This window comes from Blautia sp. LMAG:89, assembly GCF_008679485.1.
Classification (GTDB): Bacteria; Bacillota; Clostridia; order Lachnospirales; family Lachnospiraceae; genus Blautia_A; species Blautia_A fusiformis.
Genome location: NZ_NANC01000003.1, coordinates 199,678 through 225,640, shown reverse-complemented (window position 1 = coordinate 225,640; position 25,963 = coordinate 199,678). Strand labels below are relative to the sequence as shown.

The following is a 25,963-nucleotide window of genomic DNA, read 5'->3' as shown; positions in this document are numbered from 1 at the left end:
TTATTCTCTCTTTCTCAAAACTTCTTCCATCTGACTGATCACAGCTTTTATTTCATTTATTGCACTGATACTTACGTCCCGGAAATCAAGTTTTTTCCCCTTTCCGTATAATTCCGCCTCATAAGCGCTGGCTTTCTCTTCATCTTTGTCCTTGTATCGGGCTTTTCCGATCAGCCAGGCACTGGAATCCGCACAGTCCGGATATTCCGTATTTCCCCGGATCAGAAAATCCTCTGAAGCTTCCGTCAATGCCGTTTTCAGTTTTTCTGCTTTATCCAGAAATTCTTCCGTTGTCTGCGGATAATGTTCTTTTATATAGAGGAGATTTTTATGAATACAGGTGGCACTTTTTTCCATTAGTTTCCGTTCCTCCGGATCTTTGAAATTATCATATTCCCCAGGCCGGACTTCCCATCCGCGGATGGATTTGCTTAATTCCATCAGCCAGTACACATGACGGGAAATATCGTCCGGAAACATAAAATACGTAGAAAATTCATGATCGATCATAGGTGCAAGACTTATGATCCCACCATCTTTATCACAGAGAAATGCTACATTTTCATAGTGATAATTCTGGTCTCCTTTCAGGACAGAGATCAGTACCTGCATGGCAAGCTGTTCCGCCATTTCCTGATGCTCCTGAAAAAAATCAGCCTCAAAAATATCTCTATAATCATAAAACATCTGGCAATAGTTTACATAATTATCTATGTCCACCTTTTCATCCGGATATTTTCGAAAAAATTCCAGAAGATTCAAAAGGTTTTCCCCTTCTTTATATGCCATGGGTACTGTCGTTCCGTAATCAAGATATTTTTCATTTGCTGCCTCATATCCTTCACAAATGGCCAGTTCATACCTGGGCGCAGGCATGAAATATTCATTAATGATCGTTGACCAGAATACCTCTGCATAAGCATACAGTGGCGTGGAAAATGGTTTGGATTTCGTCAGTGGCTTGAAGATCATATTTCCCGGAAATATAGGGAAATGTTTTTCCCCGCTTACCACGCCTACAGCTTCAGCCCTAAGGTTTCCAATTCGATTTTTGTATTGATAGTGTCTGACTTTATAATACATAGCAGTCATATCGTATTGCCTTCCCCTTCAATGTATAAGACGGCTCCCGGCCGGCAAGACATTCACTTTTCAGCGGACGCTTGACAATGATCTTATCCGGATTTGCTCTGATAGCTGCATCAAAAAGATCCTTTTCCCCGGAACACGGTGGTTCCAGCTTCTGGATCAATTGAAGTTTCTTGTTGATCAGGCTGGATTTCTGTCTTGCCGGAAACATGGGATCCAGATAGATCACGTCTACAGGATCAAGAAGCTTTGACATACCTTCTACACTGTTTCCCTCAATCACCTTCATACGACCGGCAATATCTTTCAGATCCATATTTTTTCTGGCACGGCGAATGGCATCTTTAAGAAGGGCTGCGATCACCGGATTCTGCTCGTACAGCGTCACCTCATAGCCCTGAGCTGCCAGAAGAAAGGCATCCTCACCCATTCCTGCCGTAGCATCGATGGCCTTCCTTCCCTCCTTATCTGACTTCACCGCCTTCACCAGCATCTCATGCTGAAGTCTGCCTCTGGTAACTCTGTGAAGCATCGTCTCCACAAAATCCCCCTGATAGGTCAGCCCGAAACCGGACAGCGAAACGCCCCTGGAATCAAACCGCACCGTCAGAAAATCTCCCGGCTTATCCTGAAGCTGCGCTCCGGTCCTCCTGCAAAAGGCTTCCACCATATCTCTCTGTCCGCCCTTTCCAAGACAGACTGCGATTTTATCATTCATTTCCCGATTCTCTCTTTCATGACTCTTTTTCATAAGCTCTTTCATTCTACAATTTTACAAAAGAAATTGCAATTCATCTCAAATAAAAGCTGTCGCTTTGCAATCTATTAATCGCTAAAGCGACAGCTTTCTTCTCAGCCGTATATTTATTTTGAATTTCTCTTTCCTTTTCTGACTTTGATCCTGTGGATCATCCTTCGGATCAGAAATACCACAAGCACAATGATCACTATAAAGATCAGACAAATACCTGCGATCATTGCCGAAAACTTATTCGGCTGCTTCACCAGATCAATGATATTTCTGCTGTCCTCCACAACCTTACGTCCATGTGTCGTCTCATAATATTCCGGCACATTGGCAATTCCGTCGCCGTCTGTATCCGCAAAGGACTGCATATATCTTGCGATCGCATCCCAGGCCTTTAATTCCCTGTCGTCCTCCATGATCGCCTGATCTTCCAGATTTTCAATAGGATTTCCATCCCTGTCCTTCGGTTCAAGAGACAGCAGTCCATAGGACATTTTCATCACTGAACCAAGCATCTGGCCGGTATACAGATCTGTCACAACATGATACAGCTTGTCATCCTGGATCTCGATCCGCTCTCCGTCTGCCCTGGTGAGATAACAATCTGTCACCTTATTCAGGATCATCCGATGTGGATTGTATGCAAAATTCAATCCACTGCAATATAACCTTGCCGTTGTCATAAAATCCGATACAGAAGCGTCCACCTCCGCTGCCAGCTTTAGCTCTTTTCCGGTCAGGTATGCACTGATCAGCGGATATCCGGCAACACCGTCCTTTCCGATCCCCAGTGAAAAGGAATTAAAAACATCCTCTACTGTGATATCGCCCTTTGTGTATGTGTCCCGCACGGTTCCGCTTGGAACAACGGCTACATCAACCGGATCACCATCATAATACTCGGAATTCTCCACTGCATATATGTATGCATCGGACATGATATCACCAAGATTCAACTCTTCGTGCTTCGTGCCCATTTCTTCCAGACTGTTGAATTCAACATCATTTTCAGCAAGAACCTCTTCCCTTGTATAGCCGAAATCGGCAAGATAATTCTTATCCACCGTATCCATCAGGGCATCGATCTGTTCCTGTGTCGCCTGGTCCGGTTTTACATCCTCAGAAACAGGGATCAGCTCATAGGATGTCAGCTCCCACCGTCCGTCCTGCTTCTGTGTCATGGAAAGTGATCCCAGATTTCTTCCGTATTCGCCGCAGGATACGATATATGTGTTCCCATGCTGAATTGCCTCTTTCAGCTCTGTGTGCGTATGTCCGCTGATGATCAAGTCGATATCCGGCACCTCTTTTGCAAGGATCTCATCCTCCGATTTGTTCTCATCCTCCCAGGTTCCTCCATGGGACACACAAGCGATCATATCCACTTTTTCATTTTTTCGGATCTCTTCTACCGTCTGTTTTACGGCCTCAACCGGATCCTTGAACTTTAATTCACAGGTCGGTGCACATTCCAGGGCATCCTTACCGAACACACCGACTACTGCAGCCTTTACATCTCCCTTTTGAACTACCACATAGTCCTTCACGCCGTAGGTTTCAAATGCTGATCGGATCTGCTTCTGGCCATCATTTAGTCCATCCTGCTCCATACTGTCCCAGTCCACATTGCATACCACCAGTGCCGGCACTGTCTCACCGGAATCCTTCGCAGCCTCCAGCATATTTGCCAGTCCCTTTGAACGATAATCATATTCATGATTCCCCAAAGTCGTCACATCATACCCCAGATATCCCAGCATTCGAAGCTCTGCCGCCTCCGTATCGTATACGGTCTGGATCAGGGTTCCCATGGAAAAATCACCGCCATCCAACACCAGGGTGTCCGGATCTTCCTGCTTCTTTTCATCGATCAGAGTTTTGATCCTTGCAAATCCGCCAACTTCTTTTTGCTCTCCATCTACGATGGTTGAAAAGCTGTTCAAATGCGAATGTGTATCATGGCTGAACAAAACATCGATCTGTTTTGCCTCGGCTGCTTCCACCGGAACATTCCATGTAAAGGGAAGCAGTAATGTGGCAACAAGCATGATCACCAGAAGCCTTGCTGAAATTTTCTTTCGTGTTTTCATAGCCCTCTCCTTTTGTGTATAGTTTTCTTATGCCTTTTTACAAAACCATCAATAATGTTCCCATACCAATCAAAATACATCCGATCAGCGATTTTGCTGTAAATTTCTCGTGTAAAAAAACAAATGCCAGTACCAGCGTGATCACAACACTCAGCTTGTCTATCGGCACAACCTTAGATGCATCTCCTATCTGCAAAGCACGATAATAACACAACCATGAGGCACCTGTTGCCAGACCTGAAAGTATCAGAAACAGCCAGCTTTTTTTACTGATCGCAGTGATTCCACCTTGTGTATTTGTGAGGAAAACCATTACCCATGCCATGACAAGCACCACCACCGTTCGAATCGCTGTTGCAAGATTCGAATTAACACCGGTAATACCTACCTTGGCCAGTATGGAGGTCAGCGCCGCAAATACAGCAGACAGCAAGGCAAACACAAACCACATATTATACCCCCTTCTTGGCCCGCCGCTTAGTGCTCCATACACCTAAAGCGGGGAATACTTATTCTGCATTCATCGTATCATTTTTCTTCTGATATGTCACTATTAACAATTTCATAAGGCATACTGTACCAGATTTTATCATATTTATCTATAACTCCATTTAAAACAGATTTCATTATCTCATAAATTCTTGCAACCTGATCCTCCATATTGTTATCCACAGTTCCATAGATTTCCCCGAGTCGGATCTTCTGATTCATTTCCTGACTGTTATTAATTCCAATAATAATCGGAAGTTTCATCTGATGTTTTTTGTAATAATCATAGACCCCAAGTGCCATGTCATCATTGTTGCATACGACTGCCTCCGTATTCCGGATCGTCTCTTCATCCAGCTTCGCAAATTTTTCCAGGGCAATCTCCCGTTTCCAATCCGCAGTCAGGTTTCCCAGCTGCTTTAACGGCAATTCTCTTCCTGACTCCAAAAATCCGTTAGTTCTCCGAATCGTATCATAATGAGACTCTTCCCCCTCAATCAACATGTAGTCCAGCTTTCCGTTTTGATTCCGATCCACGCTCTGCTTCTGCTTATCCCAAAGCTCCTTCAGCAGCTTTCCCTGTATCTCTCCGGCAGCTTTTCCGTCTGTTCCTACATACCATACATCCTTCACGATCTGAAGATCCTTCTCGGCAACTTCACGGTTATACAAAATGACGGGGATCTCCTTCTCCTCCGCTTCATTCAACACACTGGCTGCAGATGCAGGCTCTACCAGGTTAACCAACATGATATCATACTCCTGCGCATACATATACTGCAGCTGTTTTTCCTGTTTCTTATTTTTCCCATCTGCATTATAGATTTCGTAGGATATTTTCCTTCCTGCAATTTCTGTTTTTTCAATCATATCCTGCAAAGTCCGTATATATTTCTCCATAAAGGTATCATTCAGATCATATACCGCAATTCCCATGTGGATATAACAGTCTTCTCTCTTTGGTAGCTTCCATGCCACGATCAGACCTGCCATCAGCACAAAAAGACCTTCCAGTATAAAATTATATTTTTCAGTTTTCCACTTCATCTTCTCCCTCTACCTTGCAAGTAATGCATCCAGACTGCCCGCTTCCAGAATTTCCCGATCAAGCTTTAACGGCTGCAGAAAGATACTCTCCATCTTTTTTTTCTTTCCGTAAGCTTCTATCATCTGCATACATTCATAGCCAAGTCTGTATGTATTTTCCATATAAACCACTTTCTTACGGCCACTTTTGATCTGTCCCAGAACAGTTTCACTGATTGGCATCCTGTATGTTTCTTCTTCCTGTTCCCTCCGCACAAATGCCGCATAATGCAAAAATGACTCCTTCATGGTATCTGTAAGTGCCAGTACTTCCTTATATTTGTAACCATTCTGATTTTTTTTCAGATAAAATTCCGGATATACCAGAAGAATTCCCATGCTTCGATTCTGCTTTTCCTCTTTCACCAGCTCTGCAAAACTTTTTTCGGACATCTGCTTTTTGTACCAGACATCCAGCTTTATCTGATGGTCATAAGCATAATCCCGGATTCCCTCCTGGACACTGCTTAAATCTTCCTGTGTGTTTTGTGGCAGGACGATGGTAATTCTGCTTTTTTCTGCCCTATGATTTCGCACTGTCATATACCGAAAGGATATAAGTGCGATCAGAACCAGAATCAGAATGATATGTTTTTTCTTACTGCTCATCCATTTCCTCCATTTTCGGGATCGTGATCGTGGCAACGGTTCCCTCATCCAGTTCACTACTGATCGTAATTCCATAATTTTTTCCATAGATCAGCTGTATCCTCTCATTTACATTGCACACTCCGATTCCGGAACCACGTTTGCTGGATACTACTTTATTGTGCATGATATAATCTATTTTTTCCTGTGTCATACCGGGTCCATTATCTGACACATCGATTTTGATATCTCCATTCTTTTCATAGATCCGGATCTCGATTTCTCCATCCTCATACATTCCATCCATTCCATGATAAATAGCATTTTCCAGCAATGGCTGAATAGATAGCTTGGGGCAAAAATATTTCAGCAGTTCCGGATCTGCGTCCACATGAAATTCAAATTTATCCTTGAAACGAATATTCTGGATGGCCAAATAGCTGGAAGCATGTTCCAGTTCTTTTTCCAGAGTGATCATATCTTTTCCCTGACTTAAGGAGATCCGGAAAAATTTAGCCAGAAGAGAGACCATCTCCCCGGCACCATCATATTCTTCACTTCGGATCATCCAGATAATGGAATCCAGCGTATTATACAAAAAATGAGGATTGATCTGTGACTGCAGAAGCTTCTTCTCCATCTTCTGCTTTTCTCTCTCATTTCTGCGTATCTCTTCCATTTGCTCCTGAAGCTTATCTGCCATAATATTAAAATGTATACTTACATTTTTCAGTTCGCCGATTCCTTCCTCTTGTGCTCTGGCATTATAATCGCCTTTTCCGAATTTTTCCATTGTCCGAAGCAGCCTGTAAATCGGATTTGTAAAATTGTGAAACACAAGAGTATCAAGAAAGATCAGGATCACTCCGATCAGAAGGAGTATAAACCATACAAGATAATGAAGATTATGGCTTTCCAATACCAGACTGTCCATGGAATTTACAACCACCATATTCCATCCTGTGTAACCGATCTGCTGACCCTCTATCAGCCACTGCTGACCATCCGCCTTTTCTATCCTATAATTTTTGCAGGACAATGCAGACTCTATGGTCTTTTCTTTATATAATCCGGATGCGATCTCTTTATCAAAAGGATGATAGAGCATATTCTTCTGATCATCCAGCAAATAGCAATAAGCTGATTTCTGATTTCTGTAATGCGACAGTATCTCATCCACAGAATCTGTATAATACTCCATCAGAAGAATTCCTGATCTCATATTCCCATCCTTGATATATTCTACATAACGGCTGATCTCAAATACATAACTATCCTCCTGAGGACGTACCAGTCTCCGCCGTCCGTAACTGATCGTCTCAATATTCTCCTTTGCCTGTAAAAACCAGGCCATCTCTTTCGCATCCTCTTGTTCTGCAAATGTCCCTGAATGCCATATACTTTCTCCGTCTATATCGTATAAGGCAAGTCCATACAAACACTTTTCTTCAAGAAATATCTGCTGTTCCATTTCCTCCGCAAACCTGGCACTGTCCACATCATATTTCTTTATATTCTGATAGTAGATCCTGTTGATCAGTACATTGATATTTTCAATCTGTGTCTCCAGACTCTGCGCCAGAAAATCCCTTTGCTTTCCTATTTTTTCTATGGCATCCTTCTGAAAATATGTTGAAAAATAGTAGGAAAACAGAAGAATACAGCTGATGATGCAGGCTGCAATGGAAGCAGACATAACCACCGGAAAAATGATACGGATACTTATCTTTTTATTTTTCATTTTCAGCTCCTTGTATATTATTGCCGATCTATGTATCTGACTGTGCAGATTTTCTGTATTTTACAGGTGAGATTCCACAGTTTTTTTTAAATACGTAGCTGAAATAATTTGGCTCCGGATACCCTACCATCGCTCCGATGGTCTGACTCTTATAATCAGTCTGCAAAAGCAGTTTTTTTGCTTCTTCCATACGTCGACTGATCAGATAATTAATGAATGTACCTCCTGTTTCCTGCTTGAATATTTTCGAAAAATAGGAGGTACTAACATGTAACTCTCCACATATCGACTCCACACTCAGCTCCGGATTCCGGAATTTTTTTTCCACGATCTTCATTGCATTTTCTGCCAGAACCACATTGTTGTCAATCTGTTTTTTCTGGATCAGTGATCGTATCAGAAGGCAGTAATTCAAAAGCCAATGATCTAATTCTTCCCCCGTGCTCAACGAAAGGATCTTCACCGCCATCTTTTTGGATCCCGCAAATTCTGCGTCTGATGTAATCTGGTATTTCTTATAAAATCTGGCAACAGAAAAAGAGATTTCCAGAATAACGATCTGATATTCATTCAAATTATAGTGACCCTTATGCAGCCATGCGATCAGATCACCGACCTGTTTTTTCAATTCTTCTTCCGTACAATATGTGATGGATTTTCCGATCATTTCCACCTGAGAGTTCCAGTCCTCTTCCTCCTGCTGCGGCATGATATCGTTATAGTAAGTATAGCTCTCCTCCGGCAAAACAAGATTATAATCCAATGCTTCTGCTGCCTGAGCATACAACGCCGGCATATCTTTCAGATTCTCTCCGCTGTTGCTGATCCCGCAGGAAATCCTCGCTCCGAAAATACGCTGGATCATAACTGCTGTTTCCTGGATACTTCGTGTAATCTTCCCAATCTCATGTCTCTTGCTGCCACCAAGGAGAAATACTTCTTTATCGCCCATACCAAATTCATGAACGTGTGCAATTTTTTCCAGTGCTTCCTTCAACGTTTCCTTCATTGACAGTTCGCTGAGAATGTCCTTCTTCCCTTCTTTTCCCACTTTTACTGCTATAACTGAATACACCTGATCCGAAAGATCCAGCTTCAGATTTTTTATCTGCCGCCTGCATTCCTTCTCCTCCATAACCTCTGTCATAAGCCTGGAAAAAAACTGCTGACGCAATAACGGCAAGCTCTGTGTATATGCATTCTCCAGCCGGACACGGTTTATTTTTTCATTATATTCTTTCTCCAGTTCCTGATACATTTTTATGAGCAGACGTTGCATCTCCTCGTAATCAATGGGTTTCATCACATATTCCGAAACTCCATAACTGATAGCCAGACGTGCGTATGTAAAATCATCCCATCCGGAAAACAGGATCACCTTTGTATTCATATAATTTTCATGGATATTCTTTGCCAGCTCCAGACCATCCATGAAAGGCATTTTTATGTCACTGATCACTAAATCCGGATGAAATTCATCCATCATATCAAGCACTTCTTTTCCATTCTGTGCTGTTCCAACTACAGAGAATCCAAGGCTCTCCCAGTCTATTCCCTTCTGCATTCCATATAGGATATTCGGTTCGTCATCTGCCAAAATAATACTAAATATTCTCACACTCCATACTCCCTGATGTTTTACTGTATTTTATGATAGCATATTATCAATATACATAAAATACAAAAAATCCCCTGTTTATTGTTTTCACAATTAAAACAGGGGACTGCTCTTATTTCTCTTCTGAGCCGTTCAGTTTCGCAACGACTTTTTTCATAAATTTATCATCTAATTTATATTTGCTCTTAAATACAACATATGCAAGAATAACTCCGATAGTCGGCACTACACACATCAGAACACGAATAGAATTCTGTGTTGCAAGTGACTGCACTGTGTTCGGAACATATCCTGTAAGCTCCAGTACAAATCCAATAGCCAGTGCTGTAAATGCTGCTGTCAATTTTACGATCAGGGTCTGCAGAGAGAATACAACACCCTCGTTTCTGTTTCCGAGAACATATTCTCCATAATCCACAACATCCGCAAGGAATACCGTTGCACATCCAAGCTCCAGACCGGTTCCTGTCTTAACAATAATACCAGCAATCGCTGTCAAAACAATATTATTCGGACACACAATTCCTACCACCAGAAGAAGAATCAATCCGATCGGTGGCAACACACACGCAAACAAAAACGCCTGCTTTCTGGACAAGATCTTTGTTACCTTCGGGAAGATCAGAAGTCCTACAACCTCTGCAACAGATGCACTGATCATAAATGCAGATAACATTCCGGCATTGTTGCATACATAACTGAAGTAATAGGTCGCAACTCCCATGATTGCCTGAATTGCCACATTATATAAAAGAATCAGCAATACTGCCCATCTTAACTGGTCATTCTTTCTGATGACTGTGAAGATGTCTTTAAATTTCATTTTTTCTTTTTTCTCAACATCGTGCTGGATCTTTGGCAGATTCAGTACACATACAGCCATTGTAAAAATAAATGTTGCTGCAATGATCAAAGCAAATCTATGATATCCTGTATAATCACCGCCAAGACCTTTGATGATCTGTACTCCAAATCCGGCAATGATCAGTGACTGTCCGATACTTGCAAAAATTCTTGGCAGTACGGATACTTTTTCACGCTCCTGTGGATCAGATGTAAGATTCGGGATTACTGACCAGTATGGAATGTCCATAATTGTATAGGTCATTCCCCATAATACATAAATAACAGATGCAAAAACACAAAGGCTTACGCCTGATAAATGAAAATCTGTAAATACAATTACAAATACAAATGCGTTGATCAACGTTCCGATCACCAGCCACGGTACAAATTTGCCAAAACGGCTTCTTGTATTATCAACAACCATTCCCATGAAAAGATCATTAAACGCATCCCAGATCTTTGCCACGAAAAACATGGTTCCGATAAACGCCGGCGCTACTTTAATGATATCTGTAAAATAGATCATGGAAAAAGTTGCTATCATTCCATAGATCAAATCCTTACCCAATGCTCCAAAAGCAAACGAGTACTTTACTCTTCCAGGAATCTTACCCTGGTAAACCACACTGCTTTTATTGTTATTATCCATTCCTCTATCTCCTCTTTTATGCCCTTTCTTTGTACACATTTCTTTACCGTGTGATAGTTTAGCATTTTGGGATGGATATGAACATTTGATATTCTATTCAAAAAATATGATTTTTTGTTTTTAACTCTATTTTTCGAACAATTTACTTTTCTTTTGCCTTGCCATCTCTTGTCAACATTTTTTTTGAACTTTTGAAGGTCTCTGTTCTTTTCCTGACGTTTCTTCTATAGCAGCAATTTCCTCCGCCGTATATTCCTCTATTTCTGTCTTTGTTACCTGTTTGATATGCTTTTTTTTCAGGCGCAGATATACGAATTCCCGAAAAATAGTATAGAACACGGAAAGCAGTGGAATGAAAACAAGCATACCTACAATTCCCATAAGGTTTCCGCCGATCGTAACTGCTGCAAGAACCCAGATTGACGGAAGCCCTACAGATTCACCCACAACATGAGGATATATCAGATTTCCCTCAATCTGCTGCAGCACCAGAAATACTATAATAAATAAAATTGCCTGTTTCGGATTTACCATAAAGATCAAAAAGCTTCCCACTGCACATCCGATAAAGGCCCCGAAAATCGGAATCAATGCAGTAAACGCAATCAAAACTCCTATCAAAAGTGCATATGGCATCCTCAAAATACTCAGTATCACCACAAACATGCATCCGAGGATCACAGCTTCCAGACACTGACCTGCAAGAAAATTCGCAAATGTCCGATAAGTCAGAGAACAAATTTTAAGAAAAGCATCTGCCTTTTTCTTTGGAAGAAAGGCAAAAAATACTTTTCGGATCTGCACATGCAGCTTCTCCTTCTGAAAAAGAACATAGCAGGCAAATGAAAATGCAATAAAAAAGGTTGCCAATCCACTGACTATGGAACCCACTGCTGACATTGTGGTATTCATCATATTTCCTGCACCATTTCCAAGAAGACTTATTCCCCACTTGATCGCCTGATCCGGATTAAACTGCACCTGATTTACCAGCTTCATGATTTCCTGGTTATTATGGGAAAATTCCCGAATCCAGCCTTGCATCTGCGGAATGAAATCAGCGATACTCATCATCAGAGTTCCCATTGTCCGCGTAAGCTGCGGAATCACCCCGAACATTACCAGTACGATTACACCAACCGCCAATATGATCGTAAGGAGCAGACTTATCGGTCTTGCCAGTTTTCCAACTGTCTTATTTTCTTTTTTTACTCTTCCGAAAATTTTCTTTTCCAAAAAGCTCATTGGCACATTTGTTATAAAAGCGATCGCCCCGCCAAGCACAAACGGAAATATAATCCCCCATATTGCTTTTAGCACGCTGAGTACCACATCGAATTTCCATAGGGCAACTACAAGAAGTGCCGTAAACACAATAAGCTCCCTGATTTTTTTTATAGATATTTTGCTTAAATCCACTATTTTTCCTCTCTTTTTTTCAATTTCATACGTATCCATTTAAGCAGCTGAATGATTGGAAGACTTGCAAACGCATACAGATATACACAGCCAAGCTGCATCAGATCCAACGTCTCTACTTTAAACAGGAGATGAAATCCTGGAACCGTCAGTACAACGGTAATGAGTACTGCCCCAAGTACAAATGCTCCCTGAAGCCATTTATTATTAAAGAAACGTTTTGTAAAGATAACCGGATGATCCGATTTGCAGTTGAATCCATGGAACAGACGTGCCAGACAAAGTGTTCCGAAGGCATAAGTACTGCCAAGCAGTGCACCATTCTGATGATATCCTGTCAAAAATCCTATCATCGTCATCATACCGATCACCAGTCCTTCCAGACCGATTTTACCAAGAAAATCCCTTGTCAGTATTGACTCGTCTGCTGATCTTGGTTTCTCATTCATCACCTCACTGCTGTGCGGCTCCACGCCTAATGCGATTGCCGGAAGGCTGTCTGTCAAAAGATTGATAAACAGCAGATGTACCGGTGCAAAAGGAACAGGAAGTCCTGCAAGGGATGCACAAAGAACTGCCAGGATCGCACCAAAGTTTCCTGACAGAAGAAACTGGATCGCATACTTGATATTCTGATATAAATTTCGTCCGTTTTCCACTGCTTTTACAATTGTTGCAAAATTATCATCTGTAAGCACCATTGCTGCGGCATCCTTTGCGACCTCGGTTCCGGTCACTCCCATTGCAACACCAATGTCTGCCTGCTTCAATGCCGGAGCATCATTCACACCGTCTCCAGTCATTGCCACGATCATCCCCTTCTCCTGCCATGCACGGACAATACGGATCTTGTGCTCCGGTGACACTCTTGCATACACAGAAATATTCGGGACAAATTCCTTCAGCTGCTCATCACTCATATTTTCAATATCAGTACCCTCACAGGCCTCCGACAGATCATGTAGGATCCCGATTCTTTTTGCGATTGCCGCTGCTGTGATCTTATGATCTCCCGTGATCATGATCGGCCGAATCCCCGCTTTTATACATTCTGCAACTGCAGCCTTTGATTCTTCCCTCGGCGGATCCATCATAGCGATCAGGCCAAGAAATACCAGATGGTTCTCATCTTCTGTCGTCAATACATGCTTCTCCGGAATTTCACGATAGGTAAATGCCAGTACCCGTAACCCTTCCATTGAAAATTCCTGATTCTGGCGCCGGATCTTTTCTTTATCTGCTTCTGTGATTTCCCGAACTCCGTCCTTTGTCCAAATCCTGTCTGTCAGCTCCAGAAGCCGGTCAACCGCACCTTTTACGATCATCCGGTTCTCATCATCAATTCTGTGAAGTGTTGACATCATCTTACGGTCACTGTCAAAGGGAAGCTCTCCTTCCCTTGGATAAAGCTTTCTTACACCAGCAGCCTCGATTCCGTACCGGCTGCCCAGATTGATCAATGCCGTTTCCGTCGGATCTCCGATCTCCACTCCATTTTCATTTGTTGAATCATTACATAAAATGCTGTAGTCCAAAAGACATCTCTGCGCCGGATCTGCTACATCAATTGCATCTGCTGTGATTCTTTTTCCATCAATATAATAATATTCTACTGTCATTTTGTTCTGTGTGAGTGTTCCGGTCTTATCCGAACAGATAACAGATACGCTTCCAAGACCTTCCACAGCCTGAAGCTTACGAATGATCGCGTGCTCCTTTGCCATCTTCTGTGTTCCGAAAGAAAGGACGATCGTCACGATGGAACTTAAAGCTTCCGGAATCGCTGCGACTGCAAGTGCTACTGCAAACATAAATGCACTGCTGATCTTCTCACCGCGGAATACACTGATTGCAAACAGAATTCCGCAAAATATCAGGATCAGAATGGAAAGCTTCTTTCCAAAATCATCCAGATTCGCCTGAAGTGGCGTCTGTTTTTCCGAAGTCGATTTCAGAAGTCCCGCAATCTTTCCAACCTCTGTCTGCATTCCTACATTCGTTACAACCGCTCTGCCACGCCCATATGTGACAAAGCTTCCGGAAAACAGCATATTTGTCCGATCACCAAGCGGTGCTTCCTCCAAAATAATGTCCATACTCTTTTCAACCGCAAGACTTTCTCCGGTAAGGGCACTTTCATCGACCTTAAGGCTTGCATTTTCAATCAATCTTCCATCGGCCGGGATCATATCACCTGCTTCAAGAAGGATCACATCTCCTACAACCAGTTCTCTTGCCGGAAGCTGTACCGCCACACCATCACGCAATACTTTTGCCTCCGGACCGGAAAGCTTCTTTAAGCTCTGCAGGGACTGCTCAGCCTTTACTGTCTGCACAGTTCCCAAAATCGCATTGATCGTAATAACGATCACGATAACTGCTGCACTTTCCACATCTCCAAGCATACCGGATATCACTGCCGATGCGATCAGGATCAACACCAGAAAATCCTTATACTGTTCAAAGAAGATCTGCAAAATACTTTTTTTCTTTCCTTCTGCAAGCTCATTCCATCCGCACTTCTCTCTGGACCGTCTGACCTGTTCATCGGTAAGCCCTGATTCCCTGCTTTCCACACGCTCGAGAACTTCTTCTGCTGTCTGCTGATAAATTTCTTTCATTACCTTTGCCTCCTTTTTTGCAAATATTCACCAACTGTAATTTTTTTATGCAATAAAGGATTTTTTTGATAAAAGGATATAAAAAAAGAAACCCTTATTGCACAACAAAAAATGCAATAAAAGTCTCACCATTTCCCTGCAGCGCCGGATGTTTCCACCGTACTGACGACACTGCAAACGCAGATTTCCAAACGTAGGTTACTCCCCTTTATCAGTTTTAATAGTATAACAGGATCGGTACCTCTGTCAAGATACTTTATAAATCACACCTTGCAAATATGATACTCCGGTAACAGAAAAACTCCCATTTTTTGAATGGAAGTTTTTCTGTTACCCTGAAAGTATTATAGGCCTGCAGCCGTTTTATTACCTTTTAAGATTTATTACTCTGATCAGCCACAATATTTCCCTGTACAACTCTTCCCTGATCTTTTCCTTTTCTCAGTCCTCGAACCACCTGCACATTTCCAAGAATCAGATAATCCATTTCTCTCTTAGTGACTTTCGCAAAATTTTTCTTTGAAACAAAATAGAAGGTAACTCCCATCAACACCCACACGATCAGTGCTGCAAAGGACTGTGGAGCCATGAATGCAGGAGAACCGGGCACGATCAGAAGCAGTAATATTACAACAGAGATCACGCAGCCGCCCATTGCTACTGCCGGATGGATTTTATTTGTATCTGTATCATCGCCATATTTTTTCAGAAGAATATAAGCACCTGCACAGGTAAAGAAATATCCGAACGCAGTACCTACAGAACACATATCTACAACCCAGCCGATCACTTCTCTGCCGAAAAATGGGCAGATACAGCAGATGATCATGGTAAACCCAACACATATGGACGGAGTTTTATGCTCCGGATGAACCTTTTCAAAAGCTGACGGAAGCATTTTTGCTCTTGCCATACCAAATAAAAGACGGCTGGATGTCATAAAGAATCCGTTCATACCGGTAAAAATCCCCATGCACACTGCCAGTGCCACAAAGCACACACCAACTTTTCCCATTGCAAGATCAAGAACTGCACCTGTATGCCATTTTACAAGAGTTCCATTCGCATCTGTCATAGTCAGAACCTGCTGCCAGGGAACAACACAATCTGTCACCAGTGCCATTGCACCATAGATCAAAGCACCTACGATCAATGCTGAAATGATCAGCATTTTGCATTTCTGTGGTGGAAAATCATATTCTTCTGCCGCCTGTGGAATACAGTCAAATCCTACATAAAGGAACGGAGCCAATGCCAGGATAGATACAAAACCGCTTCCAAGAGACTTGCCTTCGGCTCCGTATGCCGGCTGCAAGTTTGAAGCATCAAAATGTCCTGTTGCGATCACACCAATGACTGATACAACAACCGCTGCACACATGATAAGGACCATCGCAAGCTGAAGATTTCCTACAGATTTCGCCCCTTTGTAATTCATGATCCCGAAAAGTATGATAAAGAACAGGGATAATCCGACTTCACCCATATATACATCATATCCTGCAATTGTATACAGGTAACCTCTGTTAAAGACTCCAGGAAAAATATAGGATGCCAATACCGGAAGTGCCGTTGCATTCAAAGCTACAATAGACAGATATCCAAGCGACAGCATCCATCCGCATATGTACGAAGCAGTTCTTCCAAAGCCTTTATATGCATAGGCAAATTCACCACCCGCTACCGGGAATTTTGCGATCATATAAGAATAGCTGTAGCCTACCACGATCATTAAAAGACCGCCTGCCAGAAATCCCAGAAACAGCGGGAGCGGTCCACCTGCACGTTCTGTCCAGAGACCACCCTGTATAAAACATCCCCATCCAATGATGGAACCGACTGCAACTGCCCAGATCGAACCAGGTCCCATGGATTTTTTTAATTTTGTTCTTTTATTTCTTTCACCCATATATATCCTCCTGCTTCATCAATCATATCATTCATCATCTTCTCTGGTTTCTTCACTGATCGTATATGCCTCACTGATATCGGAAACAAAAATTTTTCCATCACCATAATGTCCATACTGCCCACTCTTTGCACTGTTAATGATAATATCTACAACCTCATCTTTTTCTTTGTCCCCAACAGTAATATACAGCATGTTTTTTGCCATTTCCTGATAAAGGACATCCCCTACCTGAATTCCTTTTTCCTTACCTCTTCCTGAAATTGCCCATTTTGAAAAAGCAAAATATCCTTCCTGCTCCAGTGCTTTGATGACGTCCATCACTTTCTCAGGTCTTACGATTGCTGTGATCAGTTTCATAATCCTTCATCTCCCATCCATAAATACAAAAAGAGCCCAGATACCAAAGTATCCGGACTCCATCGTCTCTCTTTATATTATCATTATTTTTTTCAATATTCAATCAAAATCTTTCACTTTCCGGCCAGATATCGATACATCTCATCCAGCATCTCATCTGTGATCTCCACCGGATTGTTATAAAGGTTCGGATGTCTGCTGATACGAACCAGCTCCGCAATCTGATCATCATCAAGCTCCAGATCCTTCAGATCACACCGCAATCCCATTTTTTTCTTTAATTCAAGAACTGCATCCGCCATCTCTTCTGCATCTTTGAATCCAATCCTTCTGGCAAATTCCTCTACACGTTCACCACCTTCGCCTTTTGCATTGATTCTTATAAAATAATCCAGGGTCAGGCCACACGCCTCGCCATGCGGGATGTGATAAATATTGGTCAATGGAAATGAACACGCATGGGACGAAGTGGTTTTCGGTAAAGTAAACGCCAATCCTGCGATCAAAGATGCTTCGCACATTTTCTCCCTTGCTTCCTCATCATCGGGCTTCCTGTATGCTCTGTAAACATATTTAAATACCAGTTCTGCTGCATGCATCGCAAGTACATCACAGATCGGCTGATGACCTTTGCTCCAATAGCCTTCGATCGCATGGGAAAGAACATCAATTCCTGTTCCTGCCGTAACCTGCGGTGGCATTGTATAAGTAAGTTCCGGATCAATGATAGCTGCTGCCGGATAAAATCCCTCTGATACGATCGGCGCTTTTTTTCCATTTGCATGATCCGAAAGAACTGATACACAGGTCACTTCACTTCCTGTTCCTGCAGTCGTAGGAACTGCGATCAGTGGAAGATGTTTCTCCGGCATTGCTACTCCGGTTCCATGATACTTACGGATGGAATCCGAAGTCAGAGCTACACTGGCAGCTGCTTTGGCACAATCCATGGGACTGCCTCCACCCAGTGCTACCACAAATCCGATATTTTTCTGCCGGATCACTTCCGCACAGGCATCTACCTCTACAACGTCCGGGTTTGGAGAAACATCTCCAAAAGAAGCAACGATCATTCCTTCTGACTCTTTTATGACCTTTTCGGCAAAACCGCTTTTAAAGAAAAACGGTCCTGCCACCAGAAGGCCTCTTTCGCAGCCAAGCTCTCTGGCTATTTCTTTGATTTCTTTTACTCTGCCTTTGCCGAAATGAATTTTTACCGGCTGTAGATAATCCCAGTTCATAGGCTACCTCCTGCTTTATCAGTCACAAAATTTTTCATCGACCATTGTAAGCACTTCATCAAGGATCGGGAGATACTCTTCCAGCTCCTCTTTCGTGATGATCAGTGGCGGACAGATTTCAATAAAGTTCTCACGTCCGAAGGTTGCAAAGCCACGTTTCTTTAATTCTGCAAATATCCACGGCATTACCGGTCCGGGTACGCCGTATTCCTGCATCGGTTCTCTGGTTTCTTTATTCTTGACTACTTCAAGTGCACCGAACAAACCGATACATCTTGCTTCACCAATACATTTATGCTTCTTTACCATCTCATCCATAAACGGAGCAACGATCTCGTGCATCTCAGCTACATGGCCCTCGATGTCGTGTTCTTTATAATATTTCATTGCTGCTACACCAGCCGCACATGCAAGTGTATGTCCACTGTAAGTAAGTCCGCACTGAAGAACATTTTCCTCAAAATACTCCGCAACCTTTTTACTTACAATACATCCGCCCAGCTGTACATAACCACAGGTAACACCTTTTGCAAATGTAATGATATCCGGTTTCATGTCGAAATTCATAAATGCAAACATTTTTCCTGTACGGTAAAATCCTGCCATAACCTCATCACAGATCAGAAGGATTCCATATTTGTCACAAAGTGCACGAACACCTTCCATATATCCGTCTGGAGGAAGAATGACACCGTTTGCACCTACTATAGACTCCATCAGGATCGCTGCCACATTTCCGGGGCCTTCATATCTGAGCTGCAGATCCAGCGCATCCAGATATTTCTTCGTTACCTCTGCATCATCAACTCCTTTTGTATATCCGTCACGATACATCTGAGGGTTCATAAAGTGTACGAATCCATTTGCACCACCGATCTCTGCTGCATATCTTCTCCAGTCACCGGAAGCATTGGATGCTCCAAGTGTAGCTCCATGATAGCTTCTGTAGCAGGAAAAGATCTTGGTTCTTCCGGTTACCATACGTGCCATTTTTATAGCATTCTCATTGGATTCTGCTCCACCATTTGTGAAGAAAACTCTCTTGTATGTATCTGCTCCTGCTGCTTCTACAAGCATTTTTGCCAGCATGCTCTTAGGCTCGGATGCATATGCCGGTGCCATGAAGCACATCTTATCAGCCTGTTCCTTGATCGCTTCAACGATCTCCGGAAGCTCATGTCCGAGGTTGGAACACACCAGAAGTGAAGCCATATCTGCATATTTTTTTCCATCATAATCGTAAAAATAAATTCCCTCAGCTCTTTCTACCGGTAAAGTATCTGCTCCTGATCTTGCCCATGACTGCATCACATAATCTTTGTGCATCTGTGCTACTTCTTTTCCTGTTAAACTCATAATAACTTCCTCCTCTTTATCTGTAATTCAGTTTTAAATATTGTTCATTTTTGCGGTAAACAAACTTATTATTTGTTGTAGAATAAGAAAAGCGCCCGGCCCACATTCATTTGTGAACCAGACGCCTTTGTCTTATCTGAGTCATATATTACTCTCGACACTGGCTGTCTGCAATAGACATCTATCCAATTATTTTTGTGCTGCAGCACAATCGTTATTATTCTGCTGCCGCATTTTCCTTTTACATTTCATTCATCTGATATAACAGGAAACCCAGCCTCAGCTGAAAACGCACATCAAAATCAGAAAGATTTTTTCCAAGTATCTCAGCGGCCTTTCCAAGCTTATAATTAATTGTATTTCGATGTACGATCAATTCCTGTGACGCACTTTTGACACTGCAGTCGTTAGCCAGGTAGCACTGAAGTACTCTGACCAGATCTGAGTGGTTCATCTCATCATATTCATACAATGGAGCTACTGTATCTGCCAGATATTCTTTTATTGCTTCCTTATCTGTAAGTGTGAGCAGTACCCTGTAAATCCCAAGATCTTTGTAAAAAATAATCTTTCCGCCATCTGTGCTTTGCTCGCCCGGAACCTGACAGACACATAATAGATCAGACATTTTTTCCGCAAACTGATAGCTCTTATAAATCTGCCTGATCCCGGAAATCTGCTTACCTACACTTACAAAAATCTGTTCCTTCTGACATACCATCCTGCATAGTATCTGAAAAATCCTCTCTGTAGTTTTTCTGCATGCTTCATCAGAATAATCACACAAAACCAGAAGAATCTGCTTATCCTGGGCACAACACAAAATCCCATTATAATTACAGCGGATATGACTGCTCAGTTTAGATAAAATCTGCTCTAGCCTTGTTCCTGTTACACGATCATTGTCTTCCAGAACACACACATTCACAACCGTATATGCACTGTCTGTAAAATACCCTTTTCTCATCAGTGCCGAAACATACAGTTCTTCCTGGGACGGACATAAAAAGGCATTGTTCAGTGCCGTCGCAACCTCAATTGCGTTCTGCTGCTCTTTTGTTATTGCAAAACATATGATCCGCATGATTTCAGCCATTCGAACCCTCCACGGTACTTCAAATACCGGGAATCCCTTTTCATTTGCAAAATCAATAACATCCTGTCCGATCTCACTGATATAAGGCCCTATATTGATCACGATTCCACTGGCTTTGTTTCGCCATACTTCCTTTACCAGACGAAGAAGAGTCAGATTTTCATTCAGTCCCAACCCTGTTGTAAAGGTAAGTTCCTGTCCCTGCAGAAATGCAGAAATCGTGTCGCTGTCTACCATATGAGTCCATGACACTTCATGATCCAGTCCTGTCTCACCTGCTACCAGCTTCATCTCCAGATGCTGTACCTGTTTTATGATCTCACGCAATGTTACTGCCATATTTATACACCTTTCTCCACCGCAGCTTCCTGTGATCAACTGCATCAGACGATCAAAGATACTCCAGATATCAGAAGCAGTATATAAGTCAGATTCAGAAATACCTTCTGAGATACTTTACATACCAGCTTTTTACCTAACCATGTAGCTATAAGTAATGGCAGGATACTGATACAGATCAGTCGAATATCTGCCGTTCCAACCAGGCCGCTCCTGAACTGGGTAACCATCAGAAAAAAATTCAGCACCACCCATACAGGGGCCACTGTCGCACGAAATTCTTCTTTTTCTTTCAGTACCTGTGTTGCATAGATCACAAGTAAAGCCCCTCCTGATACAAACATACCATGAATTATCCCTGCTAGGATCAGAACTATCCACAAAATGAAATCCGGAAGTTTTTTCTCTGTATGGATGCACAGATTCTTTAATGCAACTACGACGATTATGATTCCATATATTGTCAGAAGAATATTTTCAGATTTCACGATCCGGCAGATCTGTATCCCTGCAAACATTCCAACCAACATGACCGCAGACATCTTAAGCAATTCTTTCCAGTTTATATGTCGATATCCGGTCACTGCGATCATCAGTCCGGACAGCCAGGCCATAACATTCAGGACCACCTTTGCATGATCCAGCCCAAGCAAATAAACGGAAGGCGGCATCGCCAATACCGTACCGGCAAACCCTGTGATAGCCTGAATAACATTAGAAACAAACAATACAAGCAAAAATAACAATTCTTTCATAGAGCATTCTTCCTTTTCTGTATTATCTGTTTACCGCACACTCTTTATCACTGCTGATAAAATAAAAAGACGCTTTGCAATAATGACTGCAAAACGTCTTTGTTTTCTACATCCTCGATTTTAACACGCTAAAAGGAAAAAGTCAACAGTTGCCTTTCTCCATTACCTTGACACATTCTTTTGTATTATTATTTTTTGCTATTTTTCTTAATGACAGCTATGGCTTCCACATCCATGCTCGCCACATGTATGTCCTTCCCCGTGGCTGTGCTCATGATGAGAACATTTCACATCCGGATTATACTCCAGTGTTTCATTGATAAAAGCTTCTACTGCTTCATCCGCATCTCCGGAAACTCCTCCGAAAAGCTTAATGCCGGCTGCCGCTAACGCTGTCTGTGCGCCGCCTCCGATTCCGCCACAAATCAGAACATCTGCATTCAATGCATTAAGAACTCCCGCCAATGCGCCATGTCCGCTTCCATTGGTATCTACTACTTCTGAATGTACTACTTTTCCTTCCTCTACATCGTAAATCTTAAATGTTTCTGTGTGTCCGAAGTGCTGAAAAATCTGTCCGTTTTCATATGTTACTGCTATTCTCATGATACCCTCTCCTTTTTCCACTGCATATTTTTGATGAAGCTCCTGCTTGTAACATCCTCCAAGCCCACAGTTACTGCTCTGACCATCACAGATTTTGAAATCTCCACCTTCAATTTTAAGCGGATATCCATCAATGAGTGCATCTGCTATTTTCTTCCTGGCAATCTCATAAATTCGTTGAACAGTTGTTCTTGCGACTTGCATAGATTCTGCACACTGCTCCTGACTATAACCTTTCTTGTCCAAAAGACGGATGGTTTCGTACTCATCTACAGTCAGAACAATGGGTGCTTTTTTCTCAGCATCATCTGCCGGAAGAAATTCTAAAACATTCGGAAAATGGCAGACTTTTCTGCATTTTACTGGTCTCGGCATAAACTGCTCCTTTCTCGCTTTTCTTATATAATAGCTCTATAAAAGGCATATGTCAATAATGTTTTTGACATATGCCCATATAACTCAGCTAATAGTATTATATACGTAAGCGCTTAAATTTTAGGTATGATAGAAAAAATCCCCGACTACTTTCCAGTAGTCGGAGCACCTTGACAATTCACATATGATTGATTTGATTCGTTTGCACGACGTTCGATCTCAGCTTTGACCGTTTCGTTCCATGGCGCCAGGAGTTCTAAGTCACCATCGCTCATCCTATCATCAGGCAGTTTTTCCAGCAGATAAGTAAGATAGTGATAGACGTTTACTCCATTGGCTTTTGCCATTTCTACCATTGTGTACACAACAGCACTGGCCTGGGCTCCGTTTGGTGTATCGCAGAACAGCCAGTTTTTGCGGCCTACTGTAAACGGGCGGATCGCATTTTCGCTGAGATTATTAGAAAAACTGCAGCGGCCATCTTCCAGATAGGTGGAAAGATAGGATCGGCGGTTCTGAATGTAGGTGACAGCTTTATCCATCCTGCTCCCACGGATAGGATCCTGCTGATCAAGCCACGACAAAAAACCTTCTACTACCGGCTTTTCTTTTTCAAGACGCGCCTTTTTGATAGCATCGAAGGAAGAATACTTTGATCTGATCACATCTTCCAGATGGAAGAGCTGGTTAATGTACAGCATTCCCTGTACGGATGGCTGGGTATAATCCAGAGCCTTTCCCTTAGGGATGGCATCTGTCAGATATCTTCTGATGTGTGCCCAGCAGGCTGTGCGTTTGGCATCTGGAACTTTATTGTATCCACTATAGCCATCACACATCAGATAACCCTTGAATCCGTGAAGAAAATCTACGGCATTGTCCCCGGCCCGGGTCTCTGAGTATTTATAGAGGATAATAGGCGGTCCTCCGTCTTCGCCGCTGCGGAACAGCCACATATATGACTTTGTCTGTGCACGGCGTCCCGGTTCATGCAGAACCTGAAGAGGCGTTTCATCTGCCATCACGAATCCACGTTCCAGAAGTTTCCTGTGGAAGTATTCATACATAGGAAGAAAAAACGCTTCGGAATTCCGGATCACCCAGTTTGACATAGTAGCTCTGGTGATCTTCACGCCATACTGTTTCCAGTCCTTCTCCTGACGGTAGTATGGGAGACCATTACAAAACTTCTGGTACATTACCCAGGCAACCGTTCCGGCAGAAGCCATTCCATAAAGCATATGGGCTCTGCCATCTTTTCCTTTTTTGACGACCGGAATATCCTGAAGCCTGCACTGCGGGCACTCATAGCTCTTACTGTAGTATTCATATACTTTCAGTTTTGCCGGTACAAAGACCAGTTCCCGGCAGACAAACTCTTCCCCTATTTCTTTCAGCGGGATACCACAGACAGGGCAGAGTTTCTCTTCCTCAGAAAGTTTCAGATACTTTTTTTCAACAGGAACTCCCTTAAAACGCTCCACATCTGTAGCTCTTGCTTTTCGCTTTTTTGCTGTTTTTTCCGGAAGAATTGCTTCAAGATCCTCTGCTTCTGTAGCTTTCGGATCCTGTTCCAGTTCCGCCTCATTGAAAAAGTTTAACTGGCCTGGAATATCGAGGGTCCTTTTTTCGCTGGAGGTGCCAAACAGTTTTTTGCGGAGAAGGTCTATCTCTTCTTTCAGATTATCCCGCTCCTGGGTGAGAGCTTCTTCCCGTTTATTGGCAGCATCGACAGTTGCCTGAAGTGTTTTTATCATCTTTTAGCAAGAGTTTTATGTGCATCTTTTTTATGTTGCCTTGATCGCTTTGGGCTGCTCAATATCAATGCCAGACATCAGCCAGTCGAACTCCCGCCATGTAAGATTCCGGACCTCAGATTTATTCCTGGGCCACCGGTAAGATCCCTGGGCGGTCAGTCTTTTGTAGATCATAACGATCCCGTCAGGTTCTTTTAAAATAGCTTTGATACGGTCGCATTTACGACCGCAGAAAAGAAAAAGTGCATGGTCGATCTCCATCGAAAACTGTTCCTGGATGATCGCACATAATCCATCAATGGACTTGCGCATATCTGTTCTGCCACAGACGATATAGATTGCATCAACACTTGAGATGTCCGCTAACATAACGACTCCTTAAGCGTATCCATAAGCATCTTAAGAAGTAACGGTTTGATCTCATTACTCATTCGTATAAGCAATCCGTCTGCTTCGATTTCAATCGTATGTGAATTGTCAAGGTGCATAGGTCTGTTTCCATTATCTGGGATCAGTCCTGCCGGAGAAGACTCCGGTTCTATAGCAATCTGGACTACATCCTGTTTATGGGATGTAGGGTCAAGAGTGCTGGCTTTGGGGGCTGGATCCGGTATCTGACAGGCTTTTTTGCGGAGACGGGTAACTGCATTGTAAAAACAGCTGGGAGATATCCCATGCTCATTACACCATGCAGCATCTGTCAGGCCACTTTGTCTGCATTCGGTTACCAGATCCATCCATTCGTCCAGGGAACGCCCTGGAGCACGTTTCTTACTCATAATGAAACCTCCAAATGTAGTAAATTTCTATCTCCTATCAAGCGGAGTGTAGTAAAACTCTATTTACTATCATTATGAGTTCAAAAACGTAGACAGTAAAGCTACCCAAGATTTAAGCGCTTACGGTTAAAATGGGGAAAACCTCATTTTAACTTGTACTAAATCTTGACATAGGACCAAAGTGAACCATATTTGCTTACAAAACCTCTCTTCTCCCACAAAGATAAGGCTCCGAACCTACTATGTAGATTCAGAACCTTAAAGTGTATAGATTATTCATTTTTACAAAAAACTGAATAATGAGGTTTGCGAACAAACACGTGAATTATTCAAACTCCTCTTTGCCAATTTGTTGTGTGGTGCTTTTCGTTGGTTTTTAAAACAGGAATCGGGAAGTTTTGTCCGG

20 protein-coding genes and 1 pseudogene are annotated in these 25,963 nt (G+C 42.5%); all 21 read right to left on the bottom strand.

Going from position 1 to position 25,963, the window contains the following annotated elements:
* Entirely contained in the window at window positions 1-1,092 is a 1,092-nt protein-coding gene (locus tag CCC70_RS01275; RefSeq protein WP_243006107.1) for a hypothetical protein, read from the bottom strand.
* On the bottom strand, window positions 1,073-1,807 hold the full coding sequence (locus CCC70_RS01270; protein ID WP_287084127.1) for a class I SAM-dependent methyltransferase: 735 nt from the start codon (window positions 1,805-1,807) through the stop codon (window positions 1,073-1,075). Before CCC70_RS01270 ends, CCC70_RS01275 begins: the two co-directional genes overlap by 20 nt.
* A 146-nt stretch (window positions 1,808-1,953) precedes the next feature.
* Complete coding sequence (locus CCC70_RS01265) at window positions 1,954-3,927, bottom strand: bifunctional metallophosphatase/5'-nucleotidase (RefSeq protein WP_287084126.1); 1,974 nt, start codon at window positions 3,925-3,927, stop codon at window positions 1,954-1,956.
* Between the two features lie 37 nt (window positions 3,928-3,964).
* Window positions 3,965-4,378, bottom strand: a complete 414-nt coding sequence (locus tag CCC70_RS01260; RefSeq protein WP_287084125.1) for an EamA family transporter — start codon at window positions 4,376-4,378, stop codon at window positions 3,965-3,967.
* A 77-nt stretch (window positions 4,379-4,455) separates the two neighbouring features.
* A complete protein-coding gene (locus tag CCC70_RS01255) occupies window positions 4,456-5,463 on the bottom strand; it encodes a substrate-binding domain-containing protein (protein WP_287084124.1) in 1,008 nt (335 codons plus the stop codon).
* Between the two features lie 9 nt (window positions 5,464-5,472).
* Window positions 5,473-6,111 carry a hypothetical protein gene (locus CCC70_RS01250; protein ID WP_287084122.1) on the bottom strand — a complete coding sequence of 213 codons (639 nt, stop codon included), beginning with the start codon at window positions 6,109-6,111 and terminating at the stop codon, window positions 5,473-5,475.
* Window positions 6,101-7,831: a sensor histidine kinase gene (locus tag CCC70_RS01245; protein WP_244791021.1), complete on the bottom strand. Its 1,731-nt coding sequence runs from the start codon at window positions 7,829-7,831 to the stop codon at window positions 6,101-6,103. The genes CCC70_RS01250 and CCC70_RS01245 overlap by 11 nt, the downstream gene beginning before the upstream one ends.
* Window positions 7,832-7,859: 28 nt before the next feature.
* Entirely contained in the window at window positions 7,860-9,449 is a 1,590-nt protein-coding gene (locus CCC70_RS01240; RefSeq protein WP_118625266.1) for a response regulator, read from the bottom strand.
* Window positions 9,450-9,561: 112 nt separating this feature from the next.
* The gene (melB, locus tag CCC70_RS01235; RefSeq protein ID WP_118514188.1) at window positions 9,562-10,944 is read right to left on the bottom strand and encodes a melibiose:sodium transporter MelB; all 1,383 of its coding nucleotides are present in this window, start codon (window positions 10,942-10,944) and stop codon (window positions 9,562-9,564) included.
* Between the two features lie 171 nt (window positions 10,945-11,115).
* On the bottom strand, window positions 11,116-12,363 hold the full coding sequence (locus tag CCC70_RS01230; RefSeq protein ID WP_243119216.1) for an AI-2E family transporter: 1,248 nt from the start codon (window positions 12,361-12,363) through the stop codon (window positions 11,116-11,118).
* Window positions 12,363-14,984 (bottom strand): cation-translocating P-type ATPase, encoded by a 2,622-nt coding sequence (locus CCC70_RS01225; protein ID WP_287084117.1) that lies wholly within the window; start codon window positions 14,982-14,984, stop codon window positions 12,363-12,365. The genes CCC70_RS01230 and CCC70_RS01225 overlap by 1 nt, the downstream gene beginning before the upstream one ends.
* A gap of 373 nt (window positions 14,985-15,357) precedes the next feature.
* Entirely contained in the window at window positions 15,358-16,893 is a 1,536-nt protein-coding gene (locus CCC70_RS01220; RefSeq protein ID WP_118368510.1) for an APC family permease, read from the bottom strand.
* Window positions 16,894-16,920: 27 nt separating this feature from the next.
* Complete coding sequence (locus CCC70_RS01215) at window positions 16,921-17,253, bottom strand: P-II family nitrogen regulator (RefSeq protein WP_059086245.1); 333 nt, start codon at window positions 17,251-17,253, stop codon at window positions 16,921-16,923.
* 113 nt (window positions 17,254-17,366) lie between these two features.
* Window positions 17,367-18,494 carry an iron-containing alcohol dehydrogenase family protein gene (locus CCC70_RS01210; RefSeq protein WP_287084116.1) on the bottom strand — a complete coding sequence of 376 codons (1,128 nt, stop codon included), beginning with the start codon at window positions 18,492-18,494 and terminating at the stop codon, window positions 17,367-17,369.
* A gap of 18 nt (window positions 18,495-18,512) precedes the next feature.
* On the bottom strand, window positions 18,513-19,850 hold the full coding sequence (locus CCC70_RS01205; RefSeq protein WP_015525486.1) for an aminotransferase class III-fold pyridoxal phosphate-dependent enzyme: 1,338 nt from the start codon (window positions 19,848-19,850) through the stop codon (window positions 18,513-18,515).
* Window positions 19,851-20,091: 241 nt separating this feature from the next.
* Entirely contained in the window at window positions 20,092-21,285 is a 1,194-nt protein-coding gene (locus CCC70_RS01200; RefSeq protein ID WP_287084115.1) for a PucR family transcriptional regulator, read from the bottom strand.
* 44 nt (window positions 21,286-21,329) lie between these two features.
* Complete coding sequence (locus CCC70_RS01195; RefSeq protein WP_270609706.1) at window positions 21,330-22,040, bottom strand: sulfite exporter TauE/SafE family protein; 711 nt, start codon at window positions 22,038-22,040, stop codon at window positions 21,330-21,332.
* Between the two features lie 207 nt (window positions 22,041-22,247).
* Window positions 22,248-23,021 carry a NifB/NifX family molybdenum-iron cluster-binding protein gene (locus CCC70_RS01190; RefSeq protein WP_287084114.1) on the bottom strand — a complete coding sequence of 258 codons (774 nt, stop codon included), beginning with the start codon at window positions 23,019-23,021 and terminating at the stop codon, window positions 22,248-22,250.
* A 146-nt stretch (window positions 23,022-23,167) separates the two neighbouring features.
* Window positions 23,168-24,778 (bottom strand): annotated as a pseudogene (gene tnpC, locus CCC70_RS01185) (IS66 family transposase); the annotation flags it as partial.
* A gap of 30 nt (window positions 24,779-24,808) precedes the next feature.
* On the bottom strand, window positions 24,809-25,147 hold the full coding sequence (tnpB, locus tag CCC70_RS01180; RefSeq protein ID WP_117689872.1) for an IS66 family insertion sequence element accessory protein TnpB: 339 nt from the start codon (window positions 25,145-25,147) through the stop codon (window positions 24,809-24,811).
* Window positions 25,141-25,557 carry an IS66 family insertion sequence element accessory protein TnpA gene (tnpA, locus tag CCC70_RS01175; RefSeq protein ID WP_287084112.1) on the bottom strand — a complete coding sequence of 139 codons (417 nt, stop codon included), beginning with the start codon at window positions 25,555-25,557 and terminating at the stop codon, window positions 25,141-25,143. Before tnpA ends, tnpB begins: the two co-directional genes overlap by 7 nt.
* Window positions 25,558-25,963 lie beyond the last annotated feature (406 nt).

What these genes read in the sequence shown, in the direction of transcription:
- CCC70_RS01205 (WP_015525486.1), bottom strand. Translation starts at nt 19,850, where the DNA reads ATGAGTTTAACAGGAAAAGAAGTAGCACAGATGCACAAAGATTATGTG.
- CCC70_RS01190 (WP_287084114.1), bottom strand. Translation starts at nt 23,021, where the DNA reads ATGCCGAGACCAGTAAAATGCAGAAAAGTCTGCCATTTTCCGAATGTT.
- CCC70_RS01210 (WP_287084116.1), bottom strand. Translation starts at nt 18,494, where the DNA reads ATGAACTGGGATTATCTACAGCCGGTAAAAATTCATTTCGGCAAAGGC.
- CCC70_RS01195 (WP_270609706.1), bottom strand. Translation starts at nt 22,040, where the DNA reads ATGAAAGAATTGTTATTTTTGCTTGTATTGTTTGTTTCTAATGTTATT.
- CCC70_RS01260 (WP_287084125.1), bottom strand. Translation starts at nt 4,378, where the DNA reads ATGTGGTTTGTGTTTGCCTTGCTGTCTGCTGTATTTGCGGCGCTGACC.
- CCC70_RS01270 (WP_287084127.1), bottom strand. Translation starts at nt 1,807, where the DNA reads ATGAATGATAAAATCGCAGTCTGTCTTGGAAAGGGCGGACAGAGAGAT.
- CCC70_RS01245 (WP_244791021.1), bottom strand. Translation starts at nt 7,831, where the DNA reads ATGAAAAATAAAAAGATAAGTATCCGTATCATTTTTCCGGTGGTTATG.
- tnpB (WP_117689872.1), bottom strand. Translation starts at nt 25,147, where the DNA reads ATGTTAGCGGACATCTCAAGTGTTGATGCAATCTATATCGTCTGTGGC.
- CCC70_RS01265 (WP_287084126.1), bottom strand. Translation starts at nt 3,927, where the DNA reads ATGAAAACACGAAAGAAAATTTCAGCAAGGCTTCTGGTGATCATGCTT.
- CCC70_RS01200 (WP_287084115.1), bottom strand. Translation starts at nt 21,285, where the DNA reads ATGGCAGTAACATTGCGTGAGATCATAAAACAGGTACAGCATCTGGAG.
- CCC70_RS01220 (WP_118368510.1), bottom strand. Translation starts at nt 16,893, where the DNA reads ATGGGTGAAAGAAATAAAAGAACAAAATTAAAAAAATCCATGGGACCT.
- melB (WP_118514188.1), bottom strand. Translation starts at nt 10,944, where the DNA reads ATGGATAATAACAATAAAAGCAGTGTGGTTTACCAGGGTAAGATTCCT.
- CCC70_RS01275 (WP_243006107.1), bottom strand. Translation starts at nt 1,092, where the DNA reads ATGACTGCTATGTATTATAAAGTCAGACACTATCAATACAAAAATCGA.
- CCC70_RS01215 (WP_059086245.1), bottom strand. Translation starts at nt 17,253, where the DNA reads ATGAAACTGATCACAGCAATCGTAAGACCTGAGAAAGTGATGGACGTC.
- CCC70_RS01225 (WP_287084117.1), bottom strand. Translation starts at nt 14,984, where the DNA reads ATGAAAGAAATTTATCAGCAGACAGCAGAAGAAGTTCTCGAGCGTGTG.
- CCC70_RS01250 (WP_287084122.1), bottom strand. Translation starts at nt 6,111, where the DNA reads ATGAGCAGTAAGAAAAAACATATCATTCTGATTCTGGTTCTGATCGCA.
- CCC70_RS01255 (WP_287084124.1), bottom strand. Translation starts at nt 5,463, where the DNA reads ATGAAGTGGAAAACTGAAAAATATAATTTTATACTGGAAGGTCTTTTT.
- tnpA (WP_287084112.1), bottom strand. Translation starts at nt 25,557, where the DNA reads ATGAGTAAGAAACGTGCTCCAGGGCGTTCCCTGGACGAATGGATGGAT.